Consider the following 23,126-nt stretch of genomic DNA (forward strand, 5'->3'; position numbering starts at 1 on the left):
TTTCCTCTACTGGCTATGCATTCACTGTGGGCACAAGCAAGGCGGGCAACCTGGCCTTTACATTCAGTTGTTAACCAAGCGATCTTTTATTGATCCTTTATTAACAGCTAGATACAAAGATTTTACCCTCAAATGACTCCGATCTTTTGTCCCTCTCCAACCCCCTGGAACGCAGGCACTTGGCACCCATGCCGCAGGCTGATATGGTTATTTATACAGTACTTTCACTGCCCTGCGTTCAGCCCGCTCACCAGGGCTGACAGAGGCAAACACAGGACATGCCGATGGAGACATTTACCCCTACAGCCGCCTTGCGCCAGCAGATGGAGCGGCTTGAACAGGCGCTGGACACCCTGGCCGCGCAGCTGGAACAGCTTGAGCTGCTGGAGGCCCACGTCTATCCCCTACCCGCTGTACCGCAAGGACAGGAGCATGAGCCCATCGAGCAGATCGAGGTGGGCTATCTGGGCGAGGAGGCCGCACTGGCCGCTACCCTCAGCGCCTATCGGGATCACAGTGCCCGCCCCGGCTGCTCCACCAAGGCCACCCACCGCCTGCCGGGCTGGCTGCGCTTTCCTGCCGCCTGTGCGCCCCTGCTGCGGCCGCTGATCGATGAGGTCAACGAGTGCAAGCTCGCCTTCAAGGCGCTGGTGCAGCAGGCTGGCGGGCGGGATGAGAAGTTCGAGCTGGTACACAGTGCGCTGCCCGGGGTCATTACTCTGCAGGTCTATCGCAAGCTGACTTGGCTTGAGGGAGAGCTGCACTCGCTCGGCTTCACCTGGGCTGACAAGCAGAGCATCAGCCGGCTCAGCCGGGAGCAGGTGCTGGAGATGCTGGAGCGCAGCCGCCGCTATATCCCGGCGCTGTCAAACAATGAGGAGTGGAGCAAGATGGTGGATCAGGAGGTGTACGACATCCGCCGCCTGCCTGCGGACGCAGAACTCAGGATCCGCCGGCCGGTCAAGACCCACCCGATGATCAACCTGCTCTGGCAGGACCGGGAGCCTCGCAAGCAGCAGCTCAAGGCGAGCCTGCCCCTGCTGCTCTGCTCGGACACCCAGCCCGCCGTCACCCACCTTGGCCACTACCCGCCCAAGCTGCGCCAGGCCCGGCGGGATCGCAAGATTGGCGGCGAGCCCATCATAGAGCGGCTGCATCTCTACCTCTATCAGGGATAACCGGCCCGAACGGCGGTGCGGCCTCGCCCAGGTGTCACGCGCGCCCAACGGCACGAGCCAAACAACACGTACCAAACAACAAGGGGAGCATCACCGGATGCTCCCCTTGTCTATTCCGAGCCAGCTGATCGCCATCAGCTCATCAGCAGGGCCCGCAGGCTCTCCACATCCAGCCCGCGCACTTCCGACTGGCCACTCAGCAGGCCGTCGGCCAGTGCCCGCTTCTCATCGTGCAGGGCGACGATCTTCTCCTCCACCGTCTGCTCGCACACCAGCCGATAGACGGTCACCGGCTGGGTCTGCCCCATGCGGTGGGCCCGATCACTCGCCTGATCTTCCACCGCCGGATTCCACCAGGGATCCAGGTGCAAGACGGTATCGGCCTGGGTCAGGTTGAGGCCCGTGCCCCCCGCCTTGAGGCTGATCAGAAACAGCGGCACCGCCTCGTGGCGAAAACGCAGGATGGACTCCTGCCGGGACTTGGCCGAGCAGCCGCCGTCCAGGTAGCAGTAGTCCCACTGCTGCTGCTCGATGCGGGCCCGCAACAGGCTCAGCAGATCGACGAACTGGCTGAACACCAGCACCCGATGACCATTGCCGATGGCCTCCTCCAGCAGCGCCATCGCCTCGTCCAGCTTGCTGCTGGCCTGGGACCACTCGGGCATCACCAGCTGGGGCGAGCAGCAGAGCCGGCGCAGCCGGGTCAGCCCGCTCAGCACGTGCATCAGGGCGCGGCCGTCGGCACTTTGTACCTGCTGCACCACTTCGCGCCGGGTTGCCTCGTAGAGCTGGCGCTCTTCGGGGGAGAGGCTGATGTGATGAATGATCTCGGTCTTGTCCGGCAGTTCGGTCAGCACCTGCTGCTTGAGCCGGCGCAGGATGAAGGGGCTGATCACCGCCCGCAGCAGCGCCATGTGCTGGGGATCCTTCACCGCCTTGCCGAAGCGGCGCTTGAACTCGCCGAGACTGCCGAGCAGGCCGGGGTTGATGAAGGTGAACAGGCTCCACAGCTCCCCCAGGTGGTTCTCGATGGGCGTACCGGAGAGGGCGAGCCGAAAATCGCCGTCCAGCTGGAACAGCAGCTTGGCCCGCTGGGTACCGGCATTTTTGATCTGCTGCGCCTCATCCAGCACCATGGAGGACCAGCGGCGGGCTTTGAGCGCCTCCGCCAGACTGCCGAGCATGCCGTAGTTGAGCAGGATGATCTGGCCCGCCTTGGCTTCGCGGATCATCCCTTCCCGCTCGGACGGGTTGTCGAACACCACCACCTCCAGCTCGGGAGCAAAGCGCGCGACCTCCTCCTGCCAGTTGGTGACCACTGACTTGGGTACCACCACCAGCGCCGGGCCCAGATGCTGGCGCATGCGCAGCACGATGAGCGCCTGCAGCGTCTTGCCAAGGCCCATGTCGTCGGCCAGACAGGCGCCAAAGCCGTGGTGGGCCAGGGTCGCCAGCCAGCGTACCCCCTCCTTCTGATAATCCCGCAGCGGCCCCATCAGCTCGGCCGGACACTCCACCTCTTGCTGCCACTCCTGTTGCAGGGAGTGCCAGGCGGCATCCCCCTCGGTGGTGATGACGGAGAGCAGGCGGGTCAGCGGGTAGGCCAGCTTGTGATTGATGCGCTGCTCTTCGTCGAGCATGGCGCCCAGCATGGTGAGCCGCTCCACCAGCTTGTCGCTCAACATCAGGCTGGTCTTCTCGTCCAGCTGAACGGTGCGCTGACCCGGGGTCAGCTGGCGCAGGATGAGGCGCAGGTCGAGGATCTGGTGCTCATCAAGCGAGAGCGCCCCCTCCACCTGGAACCAGTCCTGGCGCCGCTCGATCCGCAGGCTCAGGGCGGCTTCATCGAGGCTCTTCAGACGCGCGCTGTCCTGATGCCAGTGAATGACCACGCCGGCATCCACCAGCTCCGGCAGGGCGTTGACCAGCGCCAGTGCCTGCTCTCCCTCGAGGCGCCACTCGCTGCCGGGCAACTCGATGGGCAACTGATTGCGCAGCCGCTGGGCCTCGCCTTTCTCGGCCGCCAGATCCCGCTGCCAATAGTGATAATCCTTGATCCCCTGGCGCACGATGGCCTCGCCCTTGCCAAGGGGCTGCGGCGGCAAGTCGTCGAACCGGGTCACCAGCCGGACCGCCAGCTGGCCATCCTGCCAGTCGAGCTGAACCGAGGCCACGCCGGGCCAGGGAGCCAGCTCGGCATTGCCGTGCAGGCCCGCCACCTGGCTGTGCCAGGGCAGCCCCGCAATGGCGTCCAGGGTATGTTGCAGTTCCGCCAGCCCCTCGGCCGGCAGCAGCGGAATGGCCTCCAGCGCAGGCAGCCGGTCGAGCAGCGGCTGCGGGGTGAGGATGAGTTGCCACAGATCCTGCGCCAGCGGCAGTATGTGAGCCCCTCGCGCCGCGGCAGCCGGGCTCAGCACGGCGCTCATGCCCTGCTCGGTGGCCACTATCTGCAGCAAGGGTGCCGTGATGGCCAGCTGCAGCTTCTGCCCTCTGGCATTGAACAGGCGGGAATGGTTGGCAAGCGGTGCCCACACCTCGCGCGGCAATCGCCCCAGCGTGCGCGGCAGCGTGCGGACCAGCGCCCAGTCCTCTTCGTCGAGCAGATTGGCGTACTGGGTGGAGAGCAGGGTGGGATCGACCCGGCGCCCAGCAGTCCACTCCCCCTTGGTGCTCTGCTTCTGGATCTTGCACTCGAGTTCGGGCCCTTCCGCATGCAGCAGCCAAACCAGCCGCTCCTGCGGCTTGCGCACGCCGCTGGCGCGCCCCAGCCCCTGCAGCCAGTTGAGCCAGCTGGCGGAGGCCGGCGTCTTGTCCTCCCCATCCTGCTCATCGGCCTCCTGCTCGCCGCTGGCGGCGCGCAGTTGCTGCAGCGGCGGCTGCTGCGCCCCCTGCCCCAGCAACAGCCGCAGCAGATCCTGACAAAAGGCCATCAACCGGTGGCGGGGCGCGGCCTCCAGTACGTGGGAGAGATCCCATTTGTGCAGGATGGCCACCTGGGGGCTCTGCTCTCCATGCCGGGCAAGGGCGCAGAGATCGAGCCAGAGGTAACCCCAGTGCAGCTCTTCCGGCGGCAATTGCAGGGTATCGAACAGCCCGACCGCCTGACCGTGGTGATCACCCGCCCACTGCCCCAGCAGATCCGCCAGCAGCGGAAATTGGTTGGCCAGGCTGCGCTGCCACTTCTTGCGCTGCTCGCTGGCGAGCACGGGATCGGCCTGCTGCAACCAGCCTAGCCAGAGCAAGGCACTGAAGGTCAGTGGCCACTTACCCTGCCCATCCTCTTGCCCTTCCTGCGCCTGCCAAGCCCCAAGCGCTGCCAGCAGGCGCTCGGCCAAGGGCTGCTCTCCCCCCTGCTCCGCCAGTTGTTGCAGGGCGGGCCAGTGAGTGTTTGCTTTCCCGCTCAGCTCGCCACAGAGCCACTGCCACTCGGCAGCAAAGCCATCGCTGAGCCTGGCCAGCTCGGCGGCACACTCGCCGGCCGCCTGGGCCAGCGGCCACTGCCCATGGGGCTCGGCATCCAGCAAGGTCTGCAGGGCGAAGTGCTGCAGCATCAGCCGCTGCCACTGGAGGCTCGAGCCTGCCAGCAACCGGTGGGCATCGGGCAGATCGAGCAGGCTCAACAGATCGGCCGCCAGGTAGTAAGCAGGCACTTGCCCGGCCCTCCCCAGACAGAGCTCGCGCACCAGCGCCTGCGCCATCTCCTGGCCGGTGACCGACGGCACCCGCGCCCAGTTGGGCATGGGACAATCGCCGCGGCGCACCGCCAGGATCAACGCCAGGGTTCCCTCTGCTGTCAGACTCCACTGTTGCTCCCCACGCAGCCGCACCAGCCCCAGCAGTTGCAACTGACTCAACTTGTCGAGCAGGGCCTGCCCGAACGGCAGCTGTTCTTGCAAATAGCGGGTACTGGCGGTGCGCTGCAACTGCAGCTCACCGAGCAGGGCATAACAATCTGAAGAGAGAGTGGACGCAGACATCGAGACTCACGGGCAGGTGCAAAAGCGGAATTTTAACGGGAAAGCGACGGCGGCTCGACCCTTAACGACGAAATAACGCAAAAAAGCTGCGGCATCCCCGTCAGGGGCGGGCTTGGGGCAAGGTGAGGCCATGGGGTTCACCGGATGGAAATGACAGAAAAGGCGCACAAAAAAAGGCGCCTCGGCGCCTCTTGATGCACATATTGCCAACGCGTCAGCCTTCCAGCTGCGCCAGACGCTCGGCCAGCAGCTGCAGCTGCGCCTTGAGGCTCTCGACCTCCTCCTCCAGCGCCGTCAGTCGATCCGCCGCGGGAGAGGCATAACTGCTGGCGGGGGCCGCCTCGGCCAGCGCCTGCAGATCTACCTCACCACTGAACAGGTGGGCATACCGGGACTCGCGCTTGCCCGGCTCGCGTGGCAGCTTGACCACGTAGGGCCCCTGCTCGGCCAGCTTGGCCAATACCGCATCGACCTGGGTCACGTCGTCGAAGCTGCACAGGCGGTTGGTGCGCGAGCGCAGCTCTCCCGGCGTCTGCGGGCCGCGCAGCAAGAGTTCGCAGATAATGCCGAGCTCCTGGGCGGTGAACTTCAGCTCGCCGAATTCGGTGTTGCAGAAGCGGTGTTGGTAACGGGGAACCCGGGCATTGAAGCCGGCGGTATTGACCACCAGCCGCTTGCGGATCAGCTCATCCACCACGGCCCGGATGTCGAGCTCGGACAGCTCCAGCACCGGCTCGCGGTTGCTCTTCTGGTTGCAGGCATTGACCAGCGCATTGAGAGAGAGGGGGTATTGATCCGGGGTGCAGATCTCTTTTTCGATCAGACAGCCGATCACGCGGGCCTCCAACGGGCCAAGCACTAACTCCATTTCATACTCCCTACTAAACAAGACGTTGAGGCCACTATCTTAGCCATGGCGCCTCTGCCGTCCAGCAGCGGCCGCCATTTTTGCGAGGCGATGGGGCAGTTGATGAAACATCGCGCAGCCTGCCGGTCCCACATGGCCTCGACAGCCACTATCAGGTCGAGGGTTTGCGCTCCAGCGCCGTGGCCACGGAGGTGGCGGCCGAGCCAGTCAGCAAGGGATCACCCGGATAGAGCGCCAGCGCCTCGCGGCGCAGTGCCAGGGCCTCCTCTTTTCGTCCCAGTGCATCCAGCGCGATCACCATGTTGGCGTAGATGTTGGCTCGCGGGGTGTGACGCACAAACGCCTGACCCCAGTCGAGATATGCCTCCAGCTCTGCGTGATTGTTGGCCTGTAAACCCACCATCAACCGCACCGAGTTGACGTCAAACTCGACCCGGGTCAACCAGGCCATGGGATTGACCACATCGAGTAGCAGGGTCGGTTCCTTGTAGCCGCCGCGCTCGTACTTGGTGACCACCCAGGCAGTATGAATGGCGGTCAGCATGAAGGGCACCACCAGCAAGGGAATGATGATGGCCACGAAGCGCAACAACAGCCAGGGGCGATAGACATACTCGCGCCAGCTGGCACGGCCCGAGGCTTGCAGCCCCTCCTCCACTTCCGCATCCAGCACATACACCAGCAGCAGCAGGGCCCACCACAGGGCGATGGCGTGATAAAGCGGATACTCTGTCTGGGTGTGCAGCAGGATGGGGGTCACCAGCGCCAGCAGCGCCGCCCCCTTGACCCAACCGGCCTTGCTCACGCGCCACAACAGAGCGCCGCCCATCAGCACCATGCCGATCATGGGAGCCAGCCCCCCTTCCACCGCCCAGTAGAGGAACTCGTTGTGGGGGTGATCGAGGTTGTATTCAATCTGTACCATGGCCGGGTTCAGCGCCTTGTCGGCCATGTAGTGGTGCAAAAAGGTGGTTTCAAAGCTGCCGTAACCCCAGCCAACCCAGGGAGACTGGGCAATCAGCTTGGCGGCATAGGGCCAGTAGATGGAACGCATGCCGCCAGACTGATAAGCCTCCAGCCCACGTTTGACACCGCTGATCCCGTACTGGGAGGCGATCCCCAGCCCGACCCCGAGTGCAACCAGTCCCAGTACCTGCGCCAGCCGCCGCTGACGATGCAATGCGGGCACGAGCAAGAGCAGCGCCAGCAGGCCCCCCAACTGCCCCACCCGGGATTGCAGCGCCACCAGCAGCAGACTGGCCACCAGGATCACCCCATAGCGCAGCCCCTTGAGCCAGGGGTTGGCATTACCGCGCAGCTCCAGCCAGCTGGCCAGCATAAGCCCGGTCGCCATGAAGGTCGCCATCACATTGGGCTGTTGAAAGATGCCGTAGGGGCGGTTGGTGTGGGTGTCATACCCCAGCCAGTTACCCGGGATCAGCAGGTAGAACTGCACCAGGCCCAGCAGCGCTTCGATGGCCACCGCGCCCAGCAGCAGATAGAGCAGCCGGTCACGAGACGCCCGCACCAGCTGCCACTGATAGAGACAGAAGAGAAACAGCAGACCGGCAAACAGCCCCAGCAAACGGGGAATGGCGTAGTCTTTCAGGTCAAAGCCGGGATAGGCCATGGGCAGCAGCAGCAGCAACGCCCCCAGCCAGAGCCAGCCCTGCAAAGAGGAGAACACCAGCCGCTGCTGCAGCGTCACCTGCCACAGCCCCAGACCGATGACCAGGCTGGCGAAGATCCAGCCCCAGGCATTGAACGGCAGATAGAGCCCGGCCCCACCGGGGTTGTGCATGAAAAAGTGCATGCCCAGCAGCCAGTACAGAGCGCAGACGGCAGCAAAGAGACCCTTATTACTCATCTTCCTTGCTCCCCTTTATGTTGTTGAGGCGTACTCATAGATCAGCGGCGTGACGAAGATACTGAAAAAAAGGGGGGCCATAGCCCCCCGTTCCTTACTTAATTTGGTCATCATACCTGCTCTGGCCGACGAAAAGCATGCCTTACTAGAACCACACCGACCCCCAACATACCACCAAGCAAGGTAGCCAGCACGACCACCAGAGGGCGCTTGGGTTTGTCGCGGCTCACCGGCTCTTCGGGAGAATCCACGGCATAGAACGATTCAAAGGGCACGTCTTTGAGATCCAGTGCCTTCAAACTACCAAGCTGAAGACGGATTTTTCCCAACGCTGGGTTGAGCAGTTCGGGATCTTTTATCTCTTCAAGGATCTTCAACTTTTCTGCCAAGGCCTGGCTGCCGAGTTCGATATTGAAAGTCTCTTGAGAATTGATGTTTTCAAGTGGTTTCTCGACACCGGCCGCCTCGCTGATCCTCAGGCTGTATTGGGTACGACGCATCATACTCAATCGGTCCTGAATTGTATCCGCTTTGATATTCGCATATTGAGTTGTCAATGTTGCAACACGGTTTTGCCAGATAGATTTAAGCTCTGCATTTTTGCTGTCAATCTGCTTCTTCTGGATGAAATTGATATACTTTACCAGCCTATTTTTCGCCTCTTCGGCCGTTTCAGCAGCAAAACTCAAGGTCATATCAGTGCTGGTTTTACTAAGCTCTTTGGCAGAAATCCCCTCGGCCAATTTGTACATCAATGCCTGTTCACTGCGGCGATCCGCCACTCCGGCCAGCTTCATCTCTTCGGCAAAGATGCCCTCTTGGGTAAGGAAGAGCCTCTTATTGTTCATGGCATTAAAGGCAGTGATAAATCCCTGGTACAGGGCTGGGCGCTGTAATGTGGTGAAATCTATCCCTTCAGGGCTGGTAGCCGAACGGAATTGCTCGAGACGGAGTTGCAGGTTGGCAACTTGAGTCACCGTCGGCTCACTCACCAACGCTTGACTGGTCCAAACCTGACGAGCCAATAGGGCATAAGCAATACCTAGAGCAGCAAAAAAGCAAGTAATAGTTAAAATCAATCCTTTCTGCTTCCACAACACCAGCGCCAAGTCACGCAGGTCTATTTCGTCAGAAGCGGCATACCACTCTTGCGGCAGATGAGAATCAGATCTCGAAGTTATGTCTTTATTGGTCATGACGACTATCGTTTCCTAATCAGTTCAGAGAAGCAATAAAAGGTGCCTGACGATCTTTGTCAGACAAGATCGGAGGCGTATTTTCCATTAGAGGCCAGCTAATAGCCAGAGCAGGATCGGCCCAGTTTATGGCCCGCTCAAATTCCGGGCGGTAATAGTCAGTGCATTTATAGAACACTGTTGCCATCTCGCTTTGCACATAAAAACCATGCCCAAAGCCAGGGGGGATCCAGAGCGACATGGGCATATCACTGCTGAGCTGCTGCCCGACCCACTGCCCATAAGTAGCGCTCCCCTCCCGCAGATCGACTGCCACATCGAAGATAGTGCCAGAAATAACTTGCACCAATTTTCCCTGTGACCGCTCAACCTGATAATGTAGCCCGCGCAGCGTCCCCTGACGGGAGCGGCTTAGATTGTCCTGCACAAAGGTAAAATCACCGCAGTGGTCTACAAAATCGCTGTAACGAAATAACTCCACCAACTCACCGCGCGCATCTTTATGAATGGCATGGCGAATTAACTTCACATCAAAAATAGAAAGGCCTTCAAATTTCATTCTATTATTTTTACATTATTTAAATTAAATTGTTGTGCAGTAGTAAGCTGCCGAAGGGTTTCTATTACCCCCACCTGCCAGGGAGAAAAATGAAAACCAAAGGCCTGGCTAAATAAGTGAGTATCGAGCCGTGAATTTAATGGCCGACGCACAGGGCTGGTATAATGGTCGCTGTTTACTGGAATAAGAGTGGGTATTCTCTCCAGCAACCCCAACGCGCAGCCTTCCTTAAAAATAAAGCTGGCGTAGTCATACCAGCTCACCTCCCCAGCCGCAACCACATGATAGAGCCCACCCAGCAAAGGATTCAAAAGAGCCGCTCTAATAGCAATCAGGGTCGCCTCGGCCAACATAGCGGCAGAAGTGGGGGAGCCAACTTGATCACATACCACGGAAAGAGAGGAACGCTCGCCTCCCAACCGCAACATGGTTTTCAAAAAGTTCTGTCGATAAGGGCTGTGCAACCAGCTGGTTCGAAATATTAGATGGCGGCAACCACTGGCTAAGATTGCCTGTTCCCCTTGCCACTTGCTCAATCCGTAAACATTGAGGGGGGCCGGTTTATCCTCCTCCCGCCAGGACCGGTCACCGCTGCCGTCGAAGACATAATCAGTGGAAAAATGCACCAACAAGGCCCCGACCCGTTTTGCGGCATCCGCCAATTTAGCCACCGCTTGGGTGTTAACCCGATAAGCCAGCTCTGGGACAACCTGAGCTTGATCGACCTGGGTATAGGCTGCGGCGTTGATGATCACATCAGGCTGTGCCCGAACAATAACTTCCAATAACGCAGCATGAACACCAAGGTCGCACTCTTTCTGCCTTGGCGCAGTGATGTGCCAACCCTCACTTTTAGATGACACTGAGCAGAAAAGGGCTTGCCCTAATTGGCCGCCCCCCCCTAACAGAAGTAATTGCATGACGATCAGCGAGCCCCAAAACCAGTCAGGATGGTGCGGATGGTCTTGAAGACAATGAGTACATCAAGCCAGAGCGAGAAGTGCTTGATGTAGTAGAAATCATGCTCAATCTTAATCCGGGTATCATCAGCATCAGCGGCATAACCGTGCACCACCTGCGCCCAACCACTGATCCCTGGTCGCACAATATGGCGGTACATATAGAAGGGGATCTCACGTTCAAACTGATCGACGAAGGTACGTTGCTCTGGCCTTGGCCCGATCAGGCTCATGTCACCTTTCAGCACGTTGAAAAACTGGGGTAGCTCATCGATACGCAGCTTGCGGATAACCTTACCCACCCGGGTGACACGCATATCCCCCGCTTGGGCAAACTGAGCACCAGCCGTTTCCGAATCCTTGCACATGCTGCGGAACTTATAGATACAAAAATCCTTATTACCCTTACCGACCCGGTTTTGCAAGAACATCACAGTGCCCGGACTCTCCAGCTTTATCAAGATGGCCGTCACCAGCATCAGCGGCAAGAACAACGGGATTGCGATCACGGCTGCCAGTATATCCATACCCCGCTTGATAAAGTCATACACAGGGGATGGCAGTAGAGAGCCAAGCTGATTCTCATGGAGATGATCTATCTTTACCCGGCCGGTAAGGGTCTCGCTGATTTGCTTGATGTGATAGACGGGAATATGCGCCAAAGCACAGCGGGCGAGAAAACGCTCCCACTCCCCTGCCAAGTTCTCATCCCTAAGGTCTGCCACCACGGCATCATAGCGCACGACGCCCAAGTCAGGCTTATCCAACAAGCGCCATTGTACGCTGGAGTGATTGGTCAGAGCCTGGTAATTACCAAAAGGCAACAAGGCATATTTGGGGGTACGGTAGCGGCGGCCAATGAAGTAGACCAGCCAGCAGCAGAGCAGGGCAACCGCATACGACTCGAACAACACCTGTCTGCTGTAAGGCAAGCGCAGGAAGAAAAGTCCCCCCACCAATACTCCATACAGGGTCGTTACAGTGGGGATCATATAGGCAACCGGACTGGTTCCTGGATATCGCAAGAAGCGGTGGAGCACTACCCCGGTCAACAGGAAGGCAACAAAGGCCCCTGCCAAAGTGTTGACTCTGACTGCATCGAGTCCTTCCCAAAAATTCCAGCCCCAGCGCTCGATGGCCGGAAGGCACACAGCGAGCAAGGCTCCAAGAATGAACAAGGATGGGGGGCTGAATAAAACACGTTCATACCAGCGTGAGTGACGGCGTTGATATCTCAATTGAAACCTCTGAATCATGCACTTATGGAAGTTATATACCATTTGATAGTACTATAATGTCTCATTATAAATTTCAGCACCCTCCATATTAACCCCCTATAATAAATATTAATAAAAACACTAGCCCTATCGCCTAAGTGCATTATAGGCATAACAAATCCAATATAGGGAACTTCTAATTATACCAAAACCGAGATGATGCCTGTATATATTCCATTGCCATCTACTTGCTTTCCACTTATTGCTAGATAGGGTGCCATGAGACAAGCGATAATAAGCCAGTGAATCTTGAATACAATACGCATGCTTTGCTATTTTAATGAGATCGAGCCACATGATATAATCCTCATGCCCTATTTTCTCTTGGTAAACCTTGCCAAGATTAATGCGATTATAAACGCCGGTTAGGTTGCCAATTTTGTTCCCATACAGCATATCATTGTAACCAAATCTTTCAGGAAATACCCTATCAGGAAACTTCTCATCATTATTGGCGGTAGAAAACACTTTATAATTGCTACATACAATATCATAACCAGTTTCTAAAACTGCGAATTGTCTCTCCAGCTTATAAGCCGCCCATAAATCATCACTATCTAAAAAAGATATATACTTACCATTGGCTGCCTTAATACCGACATTTCTGGCTGCAGCAACGCCACTGTTTTCTTGTAGCCTAATATATTTAATACGAGGTTCAGAATCTACAACTTCGTGGATAATCTTATAAGAATCATCATTTGAACAGTCATCGATTATATAAAGACACCAATGTGGATAGGTCTGGCAAATCACTGACTTGATACTAGAGCATATATAGGCTTCTGCATTGTAACATGGCATTATTATCGAAAATACTTCACGATACATAGTCGTCACCAAAAGCTCCCATTTATATTAATAACTATCCATTATAACTCAGATATAAATAAGGTAGGCATGAAAAAGGATTAAAAAATCACTATCAGTTGCAATTATAAAGTCATCATGGAAACCATACTATATGTTGCGTCTTTCTAGCCACCTAATAAATTGTGAAACACCTGATGTCAAACAGGTGTAATTAATAGTCCCAAATTCCTCAAACAATCTATTGTTACAAAGTATATTCGATTTAATTATATCATTTGGCAAATATCTAACATCTACATCACTGATCGCAAGTTGTTCTCTAACTACATCTAATATAGCCAACGTTGAAACACCAATACCGGAACCAATGTTGTAAATATTATACCTCGGGGTTTTTAATTTATATAAATCATAAAAAATATCGACAAGATCTTTTATATAAATATAATCTCTTACCTCATATCCAGTCCCCCATATATCAATATTCTCTTTTGACAAGATACGACCAATAAGGGTGGCGATTAAACCTTGCCCTCCAGCTAACGACTGATATGGACCATAAGGATTAGAAGGCCTTACAATTAAAAATGGCTTATCCTTTAAATCAGATTCTGTAATGACGAAATGCTCTAACTCAATTTTACTTTTCCCATAGTCACATATAGCAGCCAGTTTTTCATTTTCATGATGTGGTTGTTCGCTACTCTTATAAACCCTTCCACCAGAAGAGAAGAAAATGAATCTCCCAGCGATATCAATCAACTCTGAGATAAAATTTTTATTTTTCTCGAGTAAAGAGCTATACTCCAATGTCTTTGAATTTACAGGAAAAGTATTTATAAGGTATATTGCAGTATCAATTTTTAGACTTTTTAGATAATCCTTATGCTTTTCAAAATCAGACATCTCAGCTTCGAAAAAATGAAAGTCATTTGAATGGCATGTAATAGCTGGTTTATTTCTGCCATAAACAAACACCTCATGATTATTACTTAAGAAATTCTCAATCAGGTTTACCCCAATAAACCCTGAACCTCCCAATATTAATACTTTATTCTTCACATGAGCCTCTTGTCTGCACCCGAGTAGATTGATTCAGAATACTTCACCAGAGAGGGCCAATCATGCTTTTCAAGCACATATTTTCTGGCATGTTCAGACATATTATTAATTATCAGTTCATCTGTTTCTAATACAGAATAAATTAAGTTTGCAACATCAGCTGGATTAGTCTCACATTCCCACCCCACTTGATATCTCTCAATTATATTTGTCATATTAACCCCCTTGGTCACAAGGCATGGCAAACCTGAATCTAGCGCCTCGAGCACCGCCATTGGAAACCCCTCATAGCGCGATGTTAAAATAAAAACATCTTTTTCACTAAACATATCATTTTTTTCTTGACCATATATAGCGCCTTTAAACGACACGCCAGGTAGATCAAGTTCTTTTATTCTGTTAATAAGCATAGTCTCTTCATCTTCAGACCCCTTACCGTAAAAAGATAAATGTATATCACTTATTTTTTTATCATACTTCAGTAGATGCAGAGCATCTAAAAGAATATCGGTACCCTTGTGAGAGAAATCAATTCGCGAAAGATACACTAATTTATAGGGTTTTATTTTACACCTCTTCTTTGTATTATCTTTCTGAATACTCGCAATGCCATTAACCTCATATAGAATATTTAAATTCCATTGAATAGAGTTTCTTGCTTCATCCTCATTAGTGAAGATAACCGCATCAGCATGATTGACAAACTTCTTAAAAAATAACATGTTTGCTAACGCCTTCTTCAGACGAGACTTCTTCTGTGCATCAATTACTAAACTAGAATGTGGCTTAACGAAATACCGCTTTCCTTTAGATAGGATTTTCTTGGCTAATCTTATATATCTATAAAAATAAAGACCATGAAAGACAAACAAATCAAAACCATCTAGCACATCATCCGACATATCACCTTCTGAGATGACCCGGAAATCTTCAGTCGTAAAACTATCATTAATACAATAAAGCGAGGATTCCAGCATGTCACTATATTTATTTTGCATAGAAATCATCTCTGGTAATAGCCGTCCTATTCCATTAGATGATTCTATTCTGTTTCCAACTACATGTAGTACTTTCATAAGAGTTACCAAACATTTATAAAGTTCACTGACGCAATGACCAAAATTTTATAGTAGAAAATTAAATGACGAGCAGGGTAGTTATCTTTGTGATTTATTTTTTATGGCTTTACCATAAATTTCAACGACCTTAATTGTGAATACATAAAAAGTCATTAAAACTATGATGCAGAACCATGATTTAAAGAAAAGGAAATAGGAGAAATCGTTTACTATTGGTAGAGTTAATATAATCACAATATATACACAGCTTGTATATGCTCTGTCTAATTTACTAAAGAGTTTTTTGATGATACAGAGCCCCAATATATTAAATGCCACAACTAACGGCCCAATAATTAACGATATATCACCGAAAATTGACCAAGCATGAGCCTGAAAATAGCTGTTCGAGTTAACCCATGCATCACCTGCCGTAGGAAAGAATATTGTTATAATTTCCGCCGCAGGATCCACTGCATGAACACCAAAAAAACTAGCTAATGGCATACCATAAGCAATGCGCTCGATATCGGGGGTTAACGCTTGGTAAATCATAAATGACCCTTCCGTTTGACCTATAAACAACCGGGCCAACACAGAGTCCAAAACACCACTAACTGGCGTATTATGTAATAATATAAAGAATGCGGAAAGCAATAACAAACTTATTATGGGGGTTATTACCACTATGGAGTAATTTACTTTTTTGGCTAGTCTAAGATAAAGAACAAACAATATAAATAATACAACAACGAACTTTGATTTTTGCATGTCATAAATACTATAGATTGTTATTAGCAGTAAATTAATTCTGAATAATAACTTTCCATGAGCATATTTACTCTTATGACAATAAGAGTAAATTAAAGAAACATATGGAAAATAAACAAAAACATAACCAATAAATAGGCCTCCAAATCCAACCTCGTTCTTTAATATTTTAGCTTTGAGTAAAGCTGCGCCAACAGAATCTCCATTAACTGCCATCAAGAAAGGAATATTACCTACAGATGCTATCTTTACAGAGATCACAATAAATGAAAAGAAGGTGATCATTTTTGTATGAAGATGATTGGTTTCCAACCTCTCGACATCAATGTCAAAATTGAAAATATAAGAAAGAAGGCTAACAATAAGAAGTAAAATTGTAATTGATGTGAATGTATAAACAAATGTATTGGTTTTACTTTCCACTGTTATAGCAGTATCAACTCCGAAAGCCATTGGGTAATCAAAGTAAGAAACCAATATCGTACCAGGAACTATTTGAATAAAGAGTGAAAGTAAGAGAATTGCACCTAATATTGTAGGTTTAAAACTAAAAATTCGTAGTCTATGATTAGCGAAAATTGTAACAATTAAAAAAAAACATATAATTATAAGACTAAGGTTCATAGTCTGGCCTTTTTTATTGCACTATTTATATACTTATAAACTCTATAAGGGCGAATAAGAAACAATGATTTATTATATATATAATAAGGAACATTTATTTTATTACCAAATAATTTTATCCACAAAACACGTTGGTAAAATAGCACACTGTCATCCCACTTTTTGAACAACAACATCGATGGTAATAGAGGCCAAATTTTTTCTTTCTGGAAAGAGTACAGAGATTTAAAATATATAATATTTCCTATTTTAGTCTCTTGTTGAGATAATGTATCACCTTTCCGATATCGCACAGTTTCTTTGTTTAGATAGTCTAATTTATACCCTTTAGTTAAAAATTTAAGCCAGAGCGGGTAATCCTCTATCATGGGATAGGCTTCATCACCGTACCCAATATCAATAATTGCTTTTTTCTTTATGAAACTAGTTGGAGCAAACAGGTAGCATTCAGTTAATATATTTATATATTGTCTCTCTCGTGAACATAGCATTTTATCTAAGTCATGTTTTATAGTTTCTTCTTGACCTAATTGATTGAATGAGATCATATTAGAGAACAAGACATTTGTATCAGGGTGATACAAGGAATAATTAATGTTAAGCGCTATGCAATCTGGCAGTAGCAAATCATCTGCCGCGATGGTTTTTATCCAAGAACCAGTAGCTAATTTCCATGCTTGATTACAGTTAGCAGTAACCCCTTTATTTTTATTATGAGAAACGATTCTGATAGCATAAAACTTCTCAACATGTATTTTTTTCCATTCTTCAGAAATAGATAAAGTATTATCACTCGAACCATCATCGGAAATTATTATTTCAATACTCTTTTTATTGTATGTTTGATGATTTATGCTATTTAATGTTTCTATTATTGTTTGTTCTGAATTATAAGAAATTACAGCAACCGTAACTAGCTCTTCCATTTCCAACATGGACACCTCAAAATAACATACTTTTTTACTACGTTAAGACTCTTATTTTGTGCATGATGTTTTTAGTCAAATAGCTATTATCAGAAAGGAGAACTCTAATTCATGAAATAACTATTCATCCAGCAATTTATTCTATTGAAATCTATAAATGTTTATGCTTGGGCAGATTTAACTTGATTTTGCTATCGATATTATCTACGCATCTGCTGGATAAAATCCACACAAATATAACATTCATCATATGACGAGTAATTAGCAAGAGAACTTTTTGACACTAAAGAAAACACTTAAAAAATAAATAAAGTAGCTAACTAAGTACGAAAAGGTTACCCCCTTTATCCCTATGTAACTAACAAATAAATAGGTTAAAACAACGAAAAAAACAGACGACAGTATTTCTGTAGCCATAAACCACTTAGTTGCTCCACGGGATAACATAGGATAGGCATATAACCAACTTGCAATTTTAATAATATCACCACATAACTGAATAGCAAATAGCTCTCGAGCAGAACTAAATTTATCGGTAAAAAGCAACCAAATGGCAATGTCACGTAGAAAATAAATACTCAGTGCTAAAATAACAACTATTGGCAATACCACACAAGCAGTTCTGTGAATTTCATTGACTATAGCATCGACACCGACTAATGATGAGAGGCGTGGTAAATAATAGGTGCCTAAAGCCATGGTAATTACCCCAAGATAAACTTCAGATATTTTCCATACAGCCTGCCATTGCCCTGCAGCCTCCCACCCAACTTGTTCAATCAAAATATTTCTCACTAAGATCAATGAGGTGGGTATTGTTAAAGCTGTGGTAATAGCCATCAAGACATAACCACCAATATCTTTTCTAGCTTGCTTATCAGTACTACCCCACCAATAGCATAATTTAAACCAAGGTTGATGAAGATTAGCAACCAACATTATCACACCAATTAAGGCGCTCTGTACCGACATTGCTAACAAGGCACCTTTGATATTGGCCTGGATGATCATGGTCAACATGACAGTGCCAGAGATCAGGACTGATAACATCCCGAGACTAACATAGCGGCGATACTTTTGCTGACCATTGATCACCGAATTGCACAGCGTACCTATTGCTGAAAGTGGCAACACCGCCACGGTGACCATTACGATCCAGGCAAGGGTTGTATCTTGAAATAGCCAGACCGCGATATGGTCAGCTAGCAATAATCCCGTTGGGATGGTAATTGCCGAAATAATCAATACCCATTGCAGCGATGCTCGCCACCAAGGTGCACAAGCATCAAATCCCTCACCTTGTTTTTCTGCCGTATAGCGAACAATGCCACTCCCCACCGGCGCATTGATAATGCCATTAAGGCTGGTCACCATACTCTGGACTTGGCCCAACATTGCCATGCCGGTGGGGCCGGTATAAATGGCCACCACCTTGGCAATAACAAAGCCCATCATCATCCTGAGTAGTGTCAACAGCCCAGTCATGGCCGTCACTTTAAGCAGACGCTTCATACCTTAAAGCCGTTTACAGCATCAATCACCTTTGCCACAGCCTCGTCACTCATGGTCGGGTCCATGGGTAGCGAGAGTACCTGCTGATGAATTTTCTCAGTCAGTGGCAACTGACAATCCCGGAATTGCGGATAAGCTTGCTGCTTATGAGGGGGGATAGGATAGTGGATCAACGTCTGAATGCCTTGCCCGGTCAACCACTGCTGCAAGGGTTTGCGAGCCTCAGAGCGCACCACAAACAGATGCCAGACATGGGCACTTTCCGTTTCAACTTGGGGCAATGTCACCAACGGATTACTGATCCCAGCGCGATAAAGCCGGGCTATCTCCTGACGACGCGCCGTTTCCTTCTCCAGAAAAGGCAATTTAACTCGCATCATCGCGGCCTGGATCTCATCCAGACGGCTATTTACCCCTTGATAGAGGTTTTCATACTTTTTGTGGGAGCCGTAATTGCGCAGCGCTTTCAGCGTTTGGGCTAGTTCGTCATTATTAGTGGTGACCGCTCCGGCATCGCCAAGTGCACCCAGGTTTTTACCAGGATAGAAGCTAAAACCGGCTGCATCGCCCCAATTACCGGCACGCTTGCCATTAATTTCCGCTCCGTGGGCCTGGGCGCAATCTTCGAGCACCAACAAGTCATGCTCTTTGGCAATGGCCATCAACTCTGGCATGGGGGAAAGCTGGCCATAGAGATGCACCGGCAAAATTGCCTTGGTATGGGAGGTTATGGCTGCGCGAACCAGTGCAGGATCGAGGTTATAGGTATCCGCATTGGGCTCAACCAGTACCGGCACCAGATCGTTTTCGGTGATAGCTAACACGGAGGCAATATAGGTATTCGCCTGAACAATGACTTCATCACCCGCCTTGAGCTTGCCAAGCTCTTTCCAAGCGCGTAGCACCAAAATCAGTGCATCTAGGCCATTAGCGACACCTATGACATGTTTAGTGCCACAATAAGCGGAAAACTCAGCTTCAAACTGAGTAAGCTCGTTGCCCATAATATACCAACCAGAGTCAATCACTCGCGCACAGGCATCTTTCAACTCTTGCTGATATTGTGCATTCACAGATTTCAAACTCAAAAATTCAATCATCTTATTTCTCTATATATTTAATTATTTTGGCAGGATTTCCAACAACAACGGAATAATCAGGGACATCTCTTGTCACAACCGCACCAGCACCGACCATGGCAAAAGCACCGATGGTAACTCCCGGCAGCAGAGTAGCATTTGCCCCTATAGATGCATTCTGTTTTATATGAATACGGGAAAATTGCTCAGGGTATACTTTTGAACGAGGCATTTTATCATTCGTGAATACAGCACAAGGCCCAATAAAGACATCGTTCTCGATCGTCGTACCGTCCCAAATATAAACTCCAGATTTTACAGTAACTCTATCACCAATTGTCACATCATTCTCAATAAGAGTATGTGCACATATGTTACATTCGGATCCGATTTTGGCATTTTTCAATATCACAGAAAATTGCCACACTTTTGTACCATCACCAATCTGATAAGATTGAACATCACTAAGAGGATGAATATACATAAATCATAATCCATTAGTTAATGAAATAAATTCATCATAGTTTCTGATATAATCATCTTCATCATATAATTGATTTGCCAAAACCATCAGTACACAGTCATCAGAAAAATCATGCATTTCCCGCCACATAAATGACTCTATCAGCAGACCTTGTGCTGGATCATTTAGTAATATATCTTCCCGTTCAATACCATCATCCAATATAAAACGGCAGGAACCACTAACGGCAATAGCCACCTGTTTTAAGGCTTTGTGTGCATGGAAACCGCGAGACACTCCAGTTTTAGTTCCGTAAATATAGTATATTCGTTTGATATCAAAAGGAATGTTTTTATTTCCCTCAAGAGCGATCAACGATCCGCGATCATCACCTAATACTGGGAGATGAATTAAATTAGCCAGAGCCATAATTTAATCCCTCATTAGATCAAAAAGATATTGGCCATAGCAATTTTTAGCCATTAGTTTTGCTGTTTTTAAAACAGCATCATTATCTAACCAGCCATTACGCCAAGCGATCTCTTCCAAACAGGCGATCTTGAATCCCTGTCGAGCTTCTATGGTTTCTACAAAGTTGGATGCTTCCAACAGGCTCTCATGAGTGCCGCTGTCCAGCCACGCAAAACCTCGCCCCAGCAGCTCTACATCTAGCTGTCCACGTTCAAGATAGGCTTGGTTGATACTGGTAATTTCCAATTCACCCCGTTCCGATGGTTGTACCTGCTTGGCTATCTCGACCACCTGATTGTCATAGAAATACAATCCGGTCACGGCAAAATGTGACTTCGGACTCTTGGGCTTTTCTTCGATGGAAAGCACTGTCTGTTTATCATCAAATTCAACGACACCGAAACGTTCCGGATCCTGTACCTTGTAGCCAAAAACCGTTGCCCCCTGCTCTTTTTTGGCCGCAGCTTGCAGCATCGGGGAAAATCCTTGCCCCCAAAACAGGTTATCACCGAGAATAAGACAGACTGGCTCCTGACCGATAAATTCCTCACCGATAATAAAGGCCTGTGCCAATCCATCCGGGCTTGGCTGAATGGCATATTCCAGAGAAATACCAAACTGACTGCCATCACCTAGCAAGCGCTGGAAGCTTGCTTGATCTTCTGAAGTGGTGATAATCAATATTTCTCTGATCCCCGCCAGCATCAATACCGATAAGGGATAATAGATCATGGGCTTGTCATAAACGGGCAGTAACTGCTTGGAAACGCCCATGGTAATGGGATAGAGGCGAGTGCCGGAGCCACCAGCCAAGATAATACCTTTCATCATTTATTCTCCGTACTGCTTGGTGATCCAGGACTGATAGGATCCACTCTTCACGTTGTTGACCCACTGCTGGTTATCCAGATACCACTGCACTGTCTTGCGGATACCGGATTCAAAGGTCTCTTGCGGTTGCCAGGCGAGCTCGGCGCTCATCTTGCTGGCATCAATGGCATAACGGCGGTCATGGCCTGGGCGGTCGGCCACATAGGTGATTTGATCGCGGTAGGAGCCGACCTTGGGCACCATTTCATCCAGCAGATCGCAGATGGTATGCACGACTTCTAGATTCTGTTTCTCGTTGTGGCCGCCGATGTTGTAGGTCTCGCCGATGACACCTGTGGTGACCACGGTATAAAGCGCGCGGGCGTGATCTTCCACATAGAGCCAGTCACGGATCTGGTCACCCTTGCCATACACCGGCAGCGGTTTGCCATCCAGGGCGTTGAGGATCACCAGCGGGATCAGCTTCTCGGGGAAGTGGTACGGGCCGTAGTTGTTGGAGCAGTTGGTGACGATGGTCGGCAGGCCGTAAGTACGACGCCAGGCGCGCACCAGATGGTCACTGGAAGCCTTGGAGGCAGAATAGGGGCTGCTGGGGGCATAGGGGGTGGTTTCGGTGAAGAGCGGCAGTGCCACACCGGGAGCCACTTCATCCGGATGGGGCAGGTCGCCATACACCTCGTCGGTGGAGATATGGTGGAAACGGAAAGCCGCCTTGCGTACCTCATCCAGACTGTTCCAGTAGGCGCGAGCCGCTTCCAGCAGCATGTAGGTGCCGACGATGTTGGTCTCGATGAAGTCAGCAGGACCGGTGATGGAGCGATCAACATGGCTCTCGGCGGCCAGGTGCATCACGGCATCCGGCTGGTGCAGGGCAAACACCCGATCCAGTTCGGCGCGGTTGCAGATATCGACCTGTTCGAAAGCATAACGCGCGCTGCTCGACACCTCGGCCAAGGATTCCAGATTACCCGCATAGGTGAGCTTGTCTAGGTTGATAACTGAGTCGTTGGTATCCCGAATTATATGACGAACAACCGCCGAGCCGATAAAGCCGGCACCACCGGTGACAAGAATGTTCATAGGTATACTCTTGAAAATTAATAGAAATTTGGTTCTTTCTTAAACCTGTTACGAATAGTTCATGGCAGTGGAAACGCTCGCTCAAGCGGCAGATTTCTGGCACCAACCAAGAAAAAGACAATAGCTACCGCCCCTGAGTTACAGCCCCCAGATCGCTACTTTAACCGGATTGTGTGTGCTGTTGGCCATAGTGCCCTCCAGCTTGGGAAAATTCTGTCACCGCTCCCTGATGACAAAAGTGCGATTTCTCTTGCACATTGAACATGTCAGTTTACAAAAAACCGCCGTCAATCGTTGCCATGCCCCAAGGGCAAAGTCCAGATTTTAGCGCCTTTACTAGCAGCTTGAACAGCTATAACAACCTTTCATAAAGTAAGTGATTTGCCTCCCTCTCCAGCAGCGGTTCTCGGCTCTTCAAGCAGAAGAAGATGAGCTTCCAACCGCTAATAAAACCTCTTTTGAGGCCAAACATAATCGTTGCCAATCGGATTCAGAAGTAAAAATAGTGACAGGCGACGCATCAGTGTGGAGCGCGATCACAAGAGCACCACTTTG

General features: G+C 50.3%; 19 protein-coding genes. 1 reads left to right on the forward strand and 18 read right to left on the reverse strand.

Features of this window, described 5'->3' with window-relative positions:
* The first annotated feature begins 284 nt into the window (after positions 1–284).
* Entirely contained in the window at positions 285–1,178 is an 894-nt protein-coding gene (locus PG900_RS12460; protein WP_270800189.1) for a DNA replication terminus site-binding protein, read from the forward strand.
* Positions 1,179–1,312: 134 nt separating this feature from the next.
* Here PG900_RS12460 and PG900_RS12465 read toward each other — a convergent pair whose 3' ends face one another.
* From PG900_RS12465 to rfbB, 18 genes are all read right to left on the reverse strand, one after another.
* On the reverse strand, positions 1,313–5,155 hold the full coding sequence (locus PG900_RS12465; protein WP_270831533.1) for a DEAD/DEAH box helicase: 3,843 nt from the start codon (positions 5,153–5,155) through the stop codon (positions 1,313–1,315).
* 214 nt (positions 5,156–5,369) lie between these two features.
* Positions 5,370–6,023 (reverse strand): YceH family protein, encoded by a 654-nt coding sequence (locus PG900_RS12470; RefSeq protein WP_011706673.1) that lies wholly within the window; start codon positions 6,021–6,023, stop codon positions 5,370–5,372.
* A gap of 151 nt (positions 6,024–6,174) precedes the next feature.
* Positions 6,175–7,890, reverse strand: a complete 1,716-nt coding sequence (locus tag PG900_RS12475; protein WP_270831534.1) for a PglL family O-oligosaccharyltransferase — start codon at positions 7,888–7,890, stop codon at positions 6,175–6,177.
* Positions 7,891–8,000: 110 nt separating this feature from the next.
* Positions 8,001–9,086, reverse strand: a complete 1,086-nt coding sequence (locus PG900_RS12480; protein WP_270831535.1) for an LPS O-antigen chain length determinant protein WzzB — start codon at positions 9,084–9,086, stop codon at positions 8,001–8,003.
* A gap of 19 nt (positions 9,087–9,105) precedes the next feature.
* The gene (gene rfbC / locus PG900_RS12485; protein WP_270831536.1) at positions 9,106–9,645 is read right to left on the reverse strand and encodes a dTDP-4-dehydrorhamnose 3,5-epimerase; all 540 of its coding nucleotides are present in this window, start codon (positions 9,643–9,645) and stop codon (positions 9,106–9,108) included.
* Positions 9,642–10,565, reverse strand: coding sequence for a dTDP-4-dehydrorhamnose reductase (gene rfbD, locus PG900_RS12490; RefSeq protein WP_270831537.1), 924 nt, complete (start codon positions 10,563–10,565; stop codon positions 9,642–9,644). The genes rfbC and rfbD overlap by 4 nt, the downstream gene beginning before the upstream one ends.
* 5 nt (positions 10,566–10,570) lie before the next feature.
* A complete protein-coding gene (locus PG900_RS12495; RefSeq protein WP_270831538.1) occupies positions 10,571–11,842 on the reverse strand; it encodes a sugar transferase in 1,272 nt (423 codons plus the stop codon).
* Between the two features lie 126 nt (positions 11,843–11,968).
* Positions 11,969–12,712 carry a glycosyltransferase family 2 protein gene (locus PG900_RS12500; protein ID WP_270831539.1) on the reverse strand — a complete coding sequence of 248 codons (744 nt, stop codon included), beginning with the start codon at positions 12,710–12,712 and terminating at the stop codon, positions 11,969–11,971.
* A 129-nt stretch (positions 12,713–12,841) separates the two neighbouring features.
* Positions 12,842–13,756: an NAD-dependent epimerase/dehydratase family protein gene (locus PG900_RS12505; protein WP_270831540.1), complete on the reverse strand. Its 915-nt coding sequence runs from the start codon at positions 13,754–13,756 to the stop codon at positions 12,842–12,844.
* Positions 13,753–14,832 (reverse strand): glycosyltransferase, encoded by a 1,080-nt coding sequence (locus PG900_RS12510; RefSeq protein WP_270831541.1) that lies wholly within the window; start codon positions 14,830–14,832, stop codon positions 13,753–13,755. Before PG900_RS12510 ends, PG900_RS12505 begins: the two co-directional genes overlap by 4 nt.
* A gap of 81 nt (positions 14,833–14,913) precedes the next feature.
* Positions 14,914–16,038, reverse strand: a complete 1,125-nt coding sequence (locus PG900_RS12515) for a hypothetical protein (protein ID WP_270831542.1) — start codon at positions 16,036–16,038, stop codon at positions 14,914–14,916.
* A 167-nt stretch (positions 16,039–16,205) separates the two neighbouring features.
* Positions 16,206–17,144, reverse strand: coding sequence for a glycosyltransferase (locus PG900_RS12520; RefSeq protein WP_270831543.1), 939 nt, complete (start codon positions 17,142–17,144; stop codon positions 16,206–16,208).
* A 252-nt stretch (positions 17,145–17,396) separates the two neighbouring features.
* A complete protein-coding gene (locus PG900_RS12525; protein ID WP_270831544.1) occupies positions 17,397–18,647 on the reverse strand; it encodes an O-antigen translocase in 1,251 nt (416 codons plus the stop codon).
* A complete protein-coding gene (locus PG900_RS12530; RefSeq protein WP_270831545.1) occupies positions 18,644–19,747 on the reverse strand; it encodes a DegT/DnrJ/EryC1/StrS family aminotransferase in 1,104 nt (367 codons plus the stop codon). Before PG900_RS12530 ends, PG900_RS12525 begins: the two co-directional genes overlap by 4 nt.
* Position 19,748: 1 nt before the next feature.
* Positions 19,749–20,210, reverse strand: a complete 462-nt coding sequence (locus PG900_RS12535; RefSeq protein WP_270831546.1) for an acyltransferase — start codon at positions 20,208–20,210, stop codon at positions 19,749–19,751.
* Between the two features lie 3 nt (positions 20,211–20,213).
* On the reverse strand, positions 20,214–20,618 hold the full coding sequence (locus PG900_RS12540) for a sugar 3,4-ketoisomerase (protein WP_270831547.1): 405 nt from the start codon (positions 20,616–20,618) through the stop codon (positions 20,214–20,216).
* A gap of 3 nt (positions 20,619–20,621) precedes the next feature.
* Positions 20,622–21,488 carry a glucose-1-phosphate thymidylyltransferase RfbA gene (gene rfbA / locus PG900_RS12545; RefSeq protein WP_201964365.1) on the reverse strand — a complete coding sequence of 289 codons (867 nt, stop codon included), beginning with the start codon at positions 21,486–21,488 and terminating at the stop codon, positions 20,622–20,624.
* A gap of 3 nt (positions 21,489–21,491) precedes the next feature.
* The gene (rfbB, locus tag PG900_RS12550) at positions 21,492–22,571 is read right to left on the reverse strand and encodes a dTDP-glucose 4,6-dehydratase (protein ID WP_270831548.1); all 1,080 of its coding nucleotides are present in this window, start codon (positions 22,569–22,571) and stop codon (positions 21,492–21,494) included.
* Between the last annotated feature and the right edge of the window lie 555 nt (positions 22,572–23,126).

This window comes from Aeromonas sp. QDB03 (genome assembly GCF_027707985.1).
Classification (GTDB): Bacteria; Pseudomonadota; Gammaproteobacteria; order Enterobacterales; family Aeromonadaceae; genus Aeromonas; species Aeromonas hydrophila.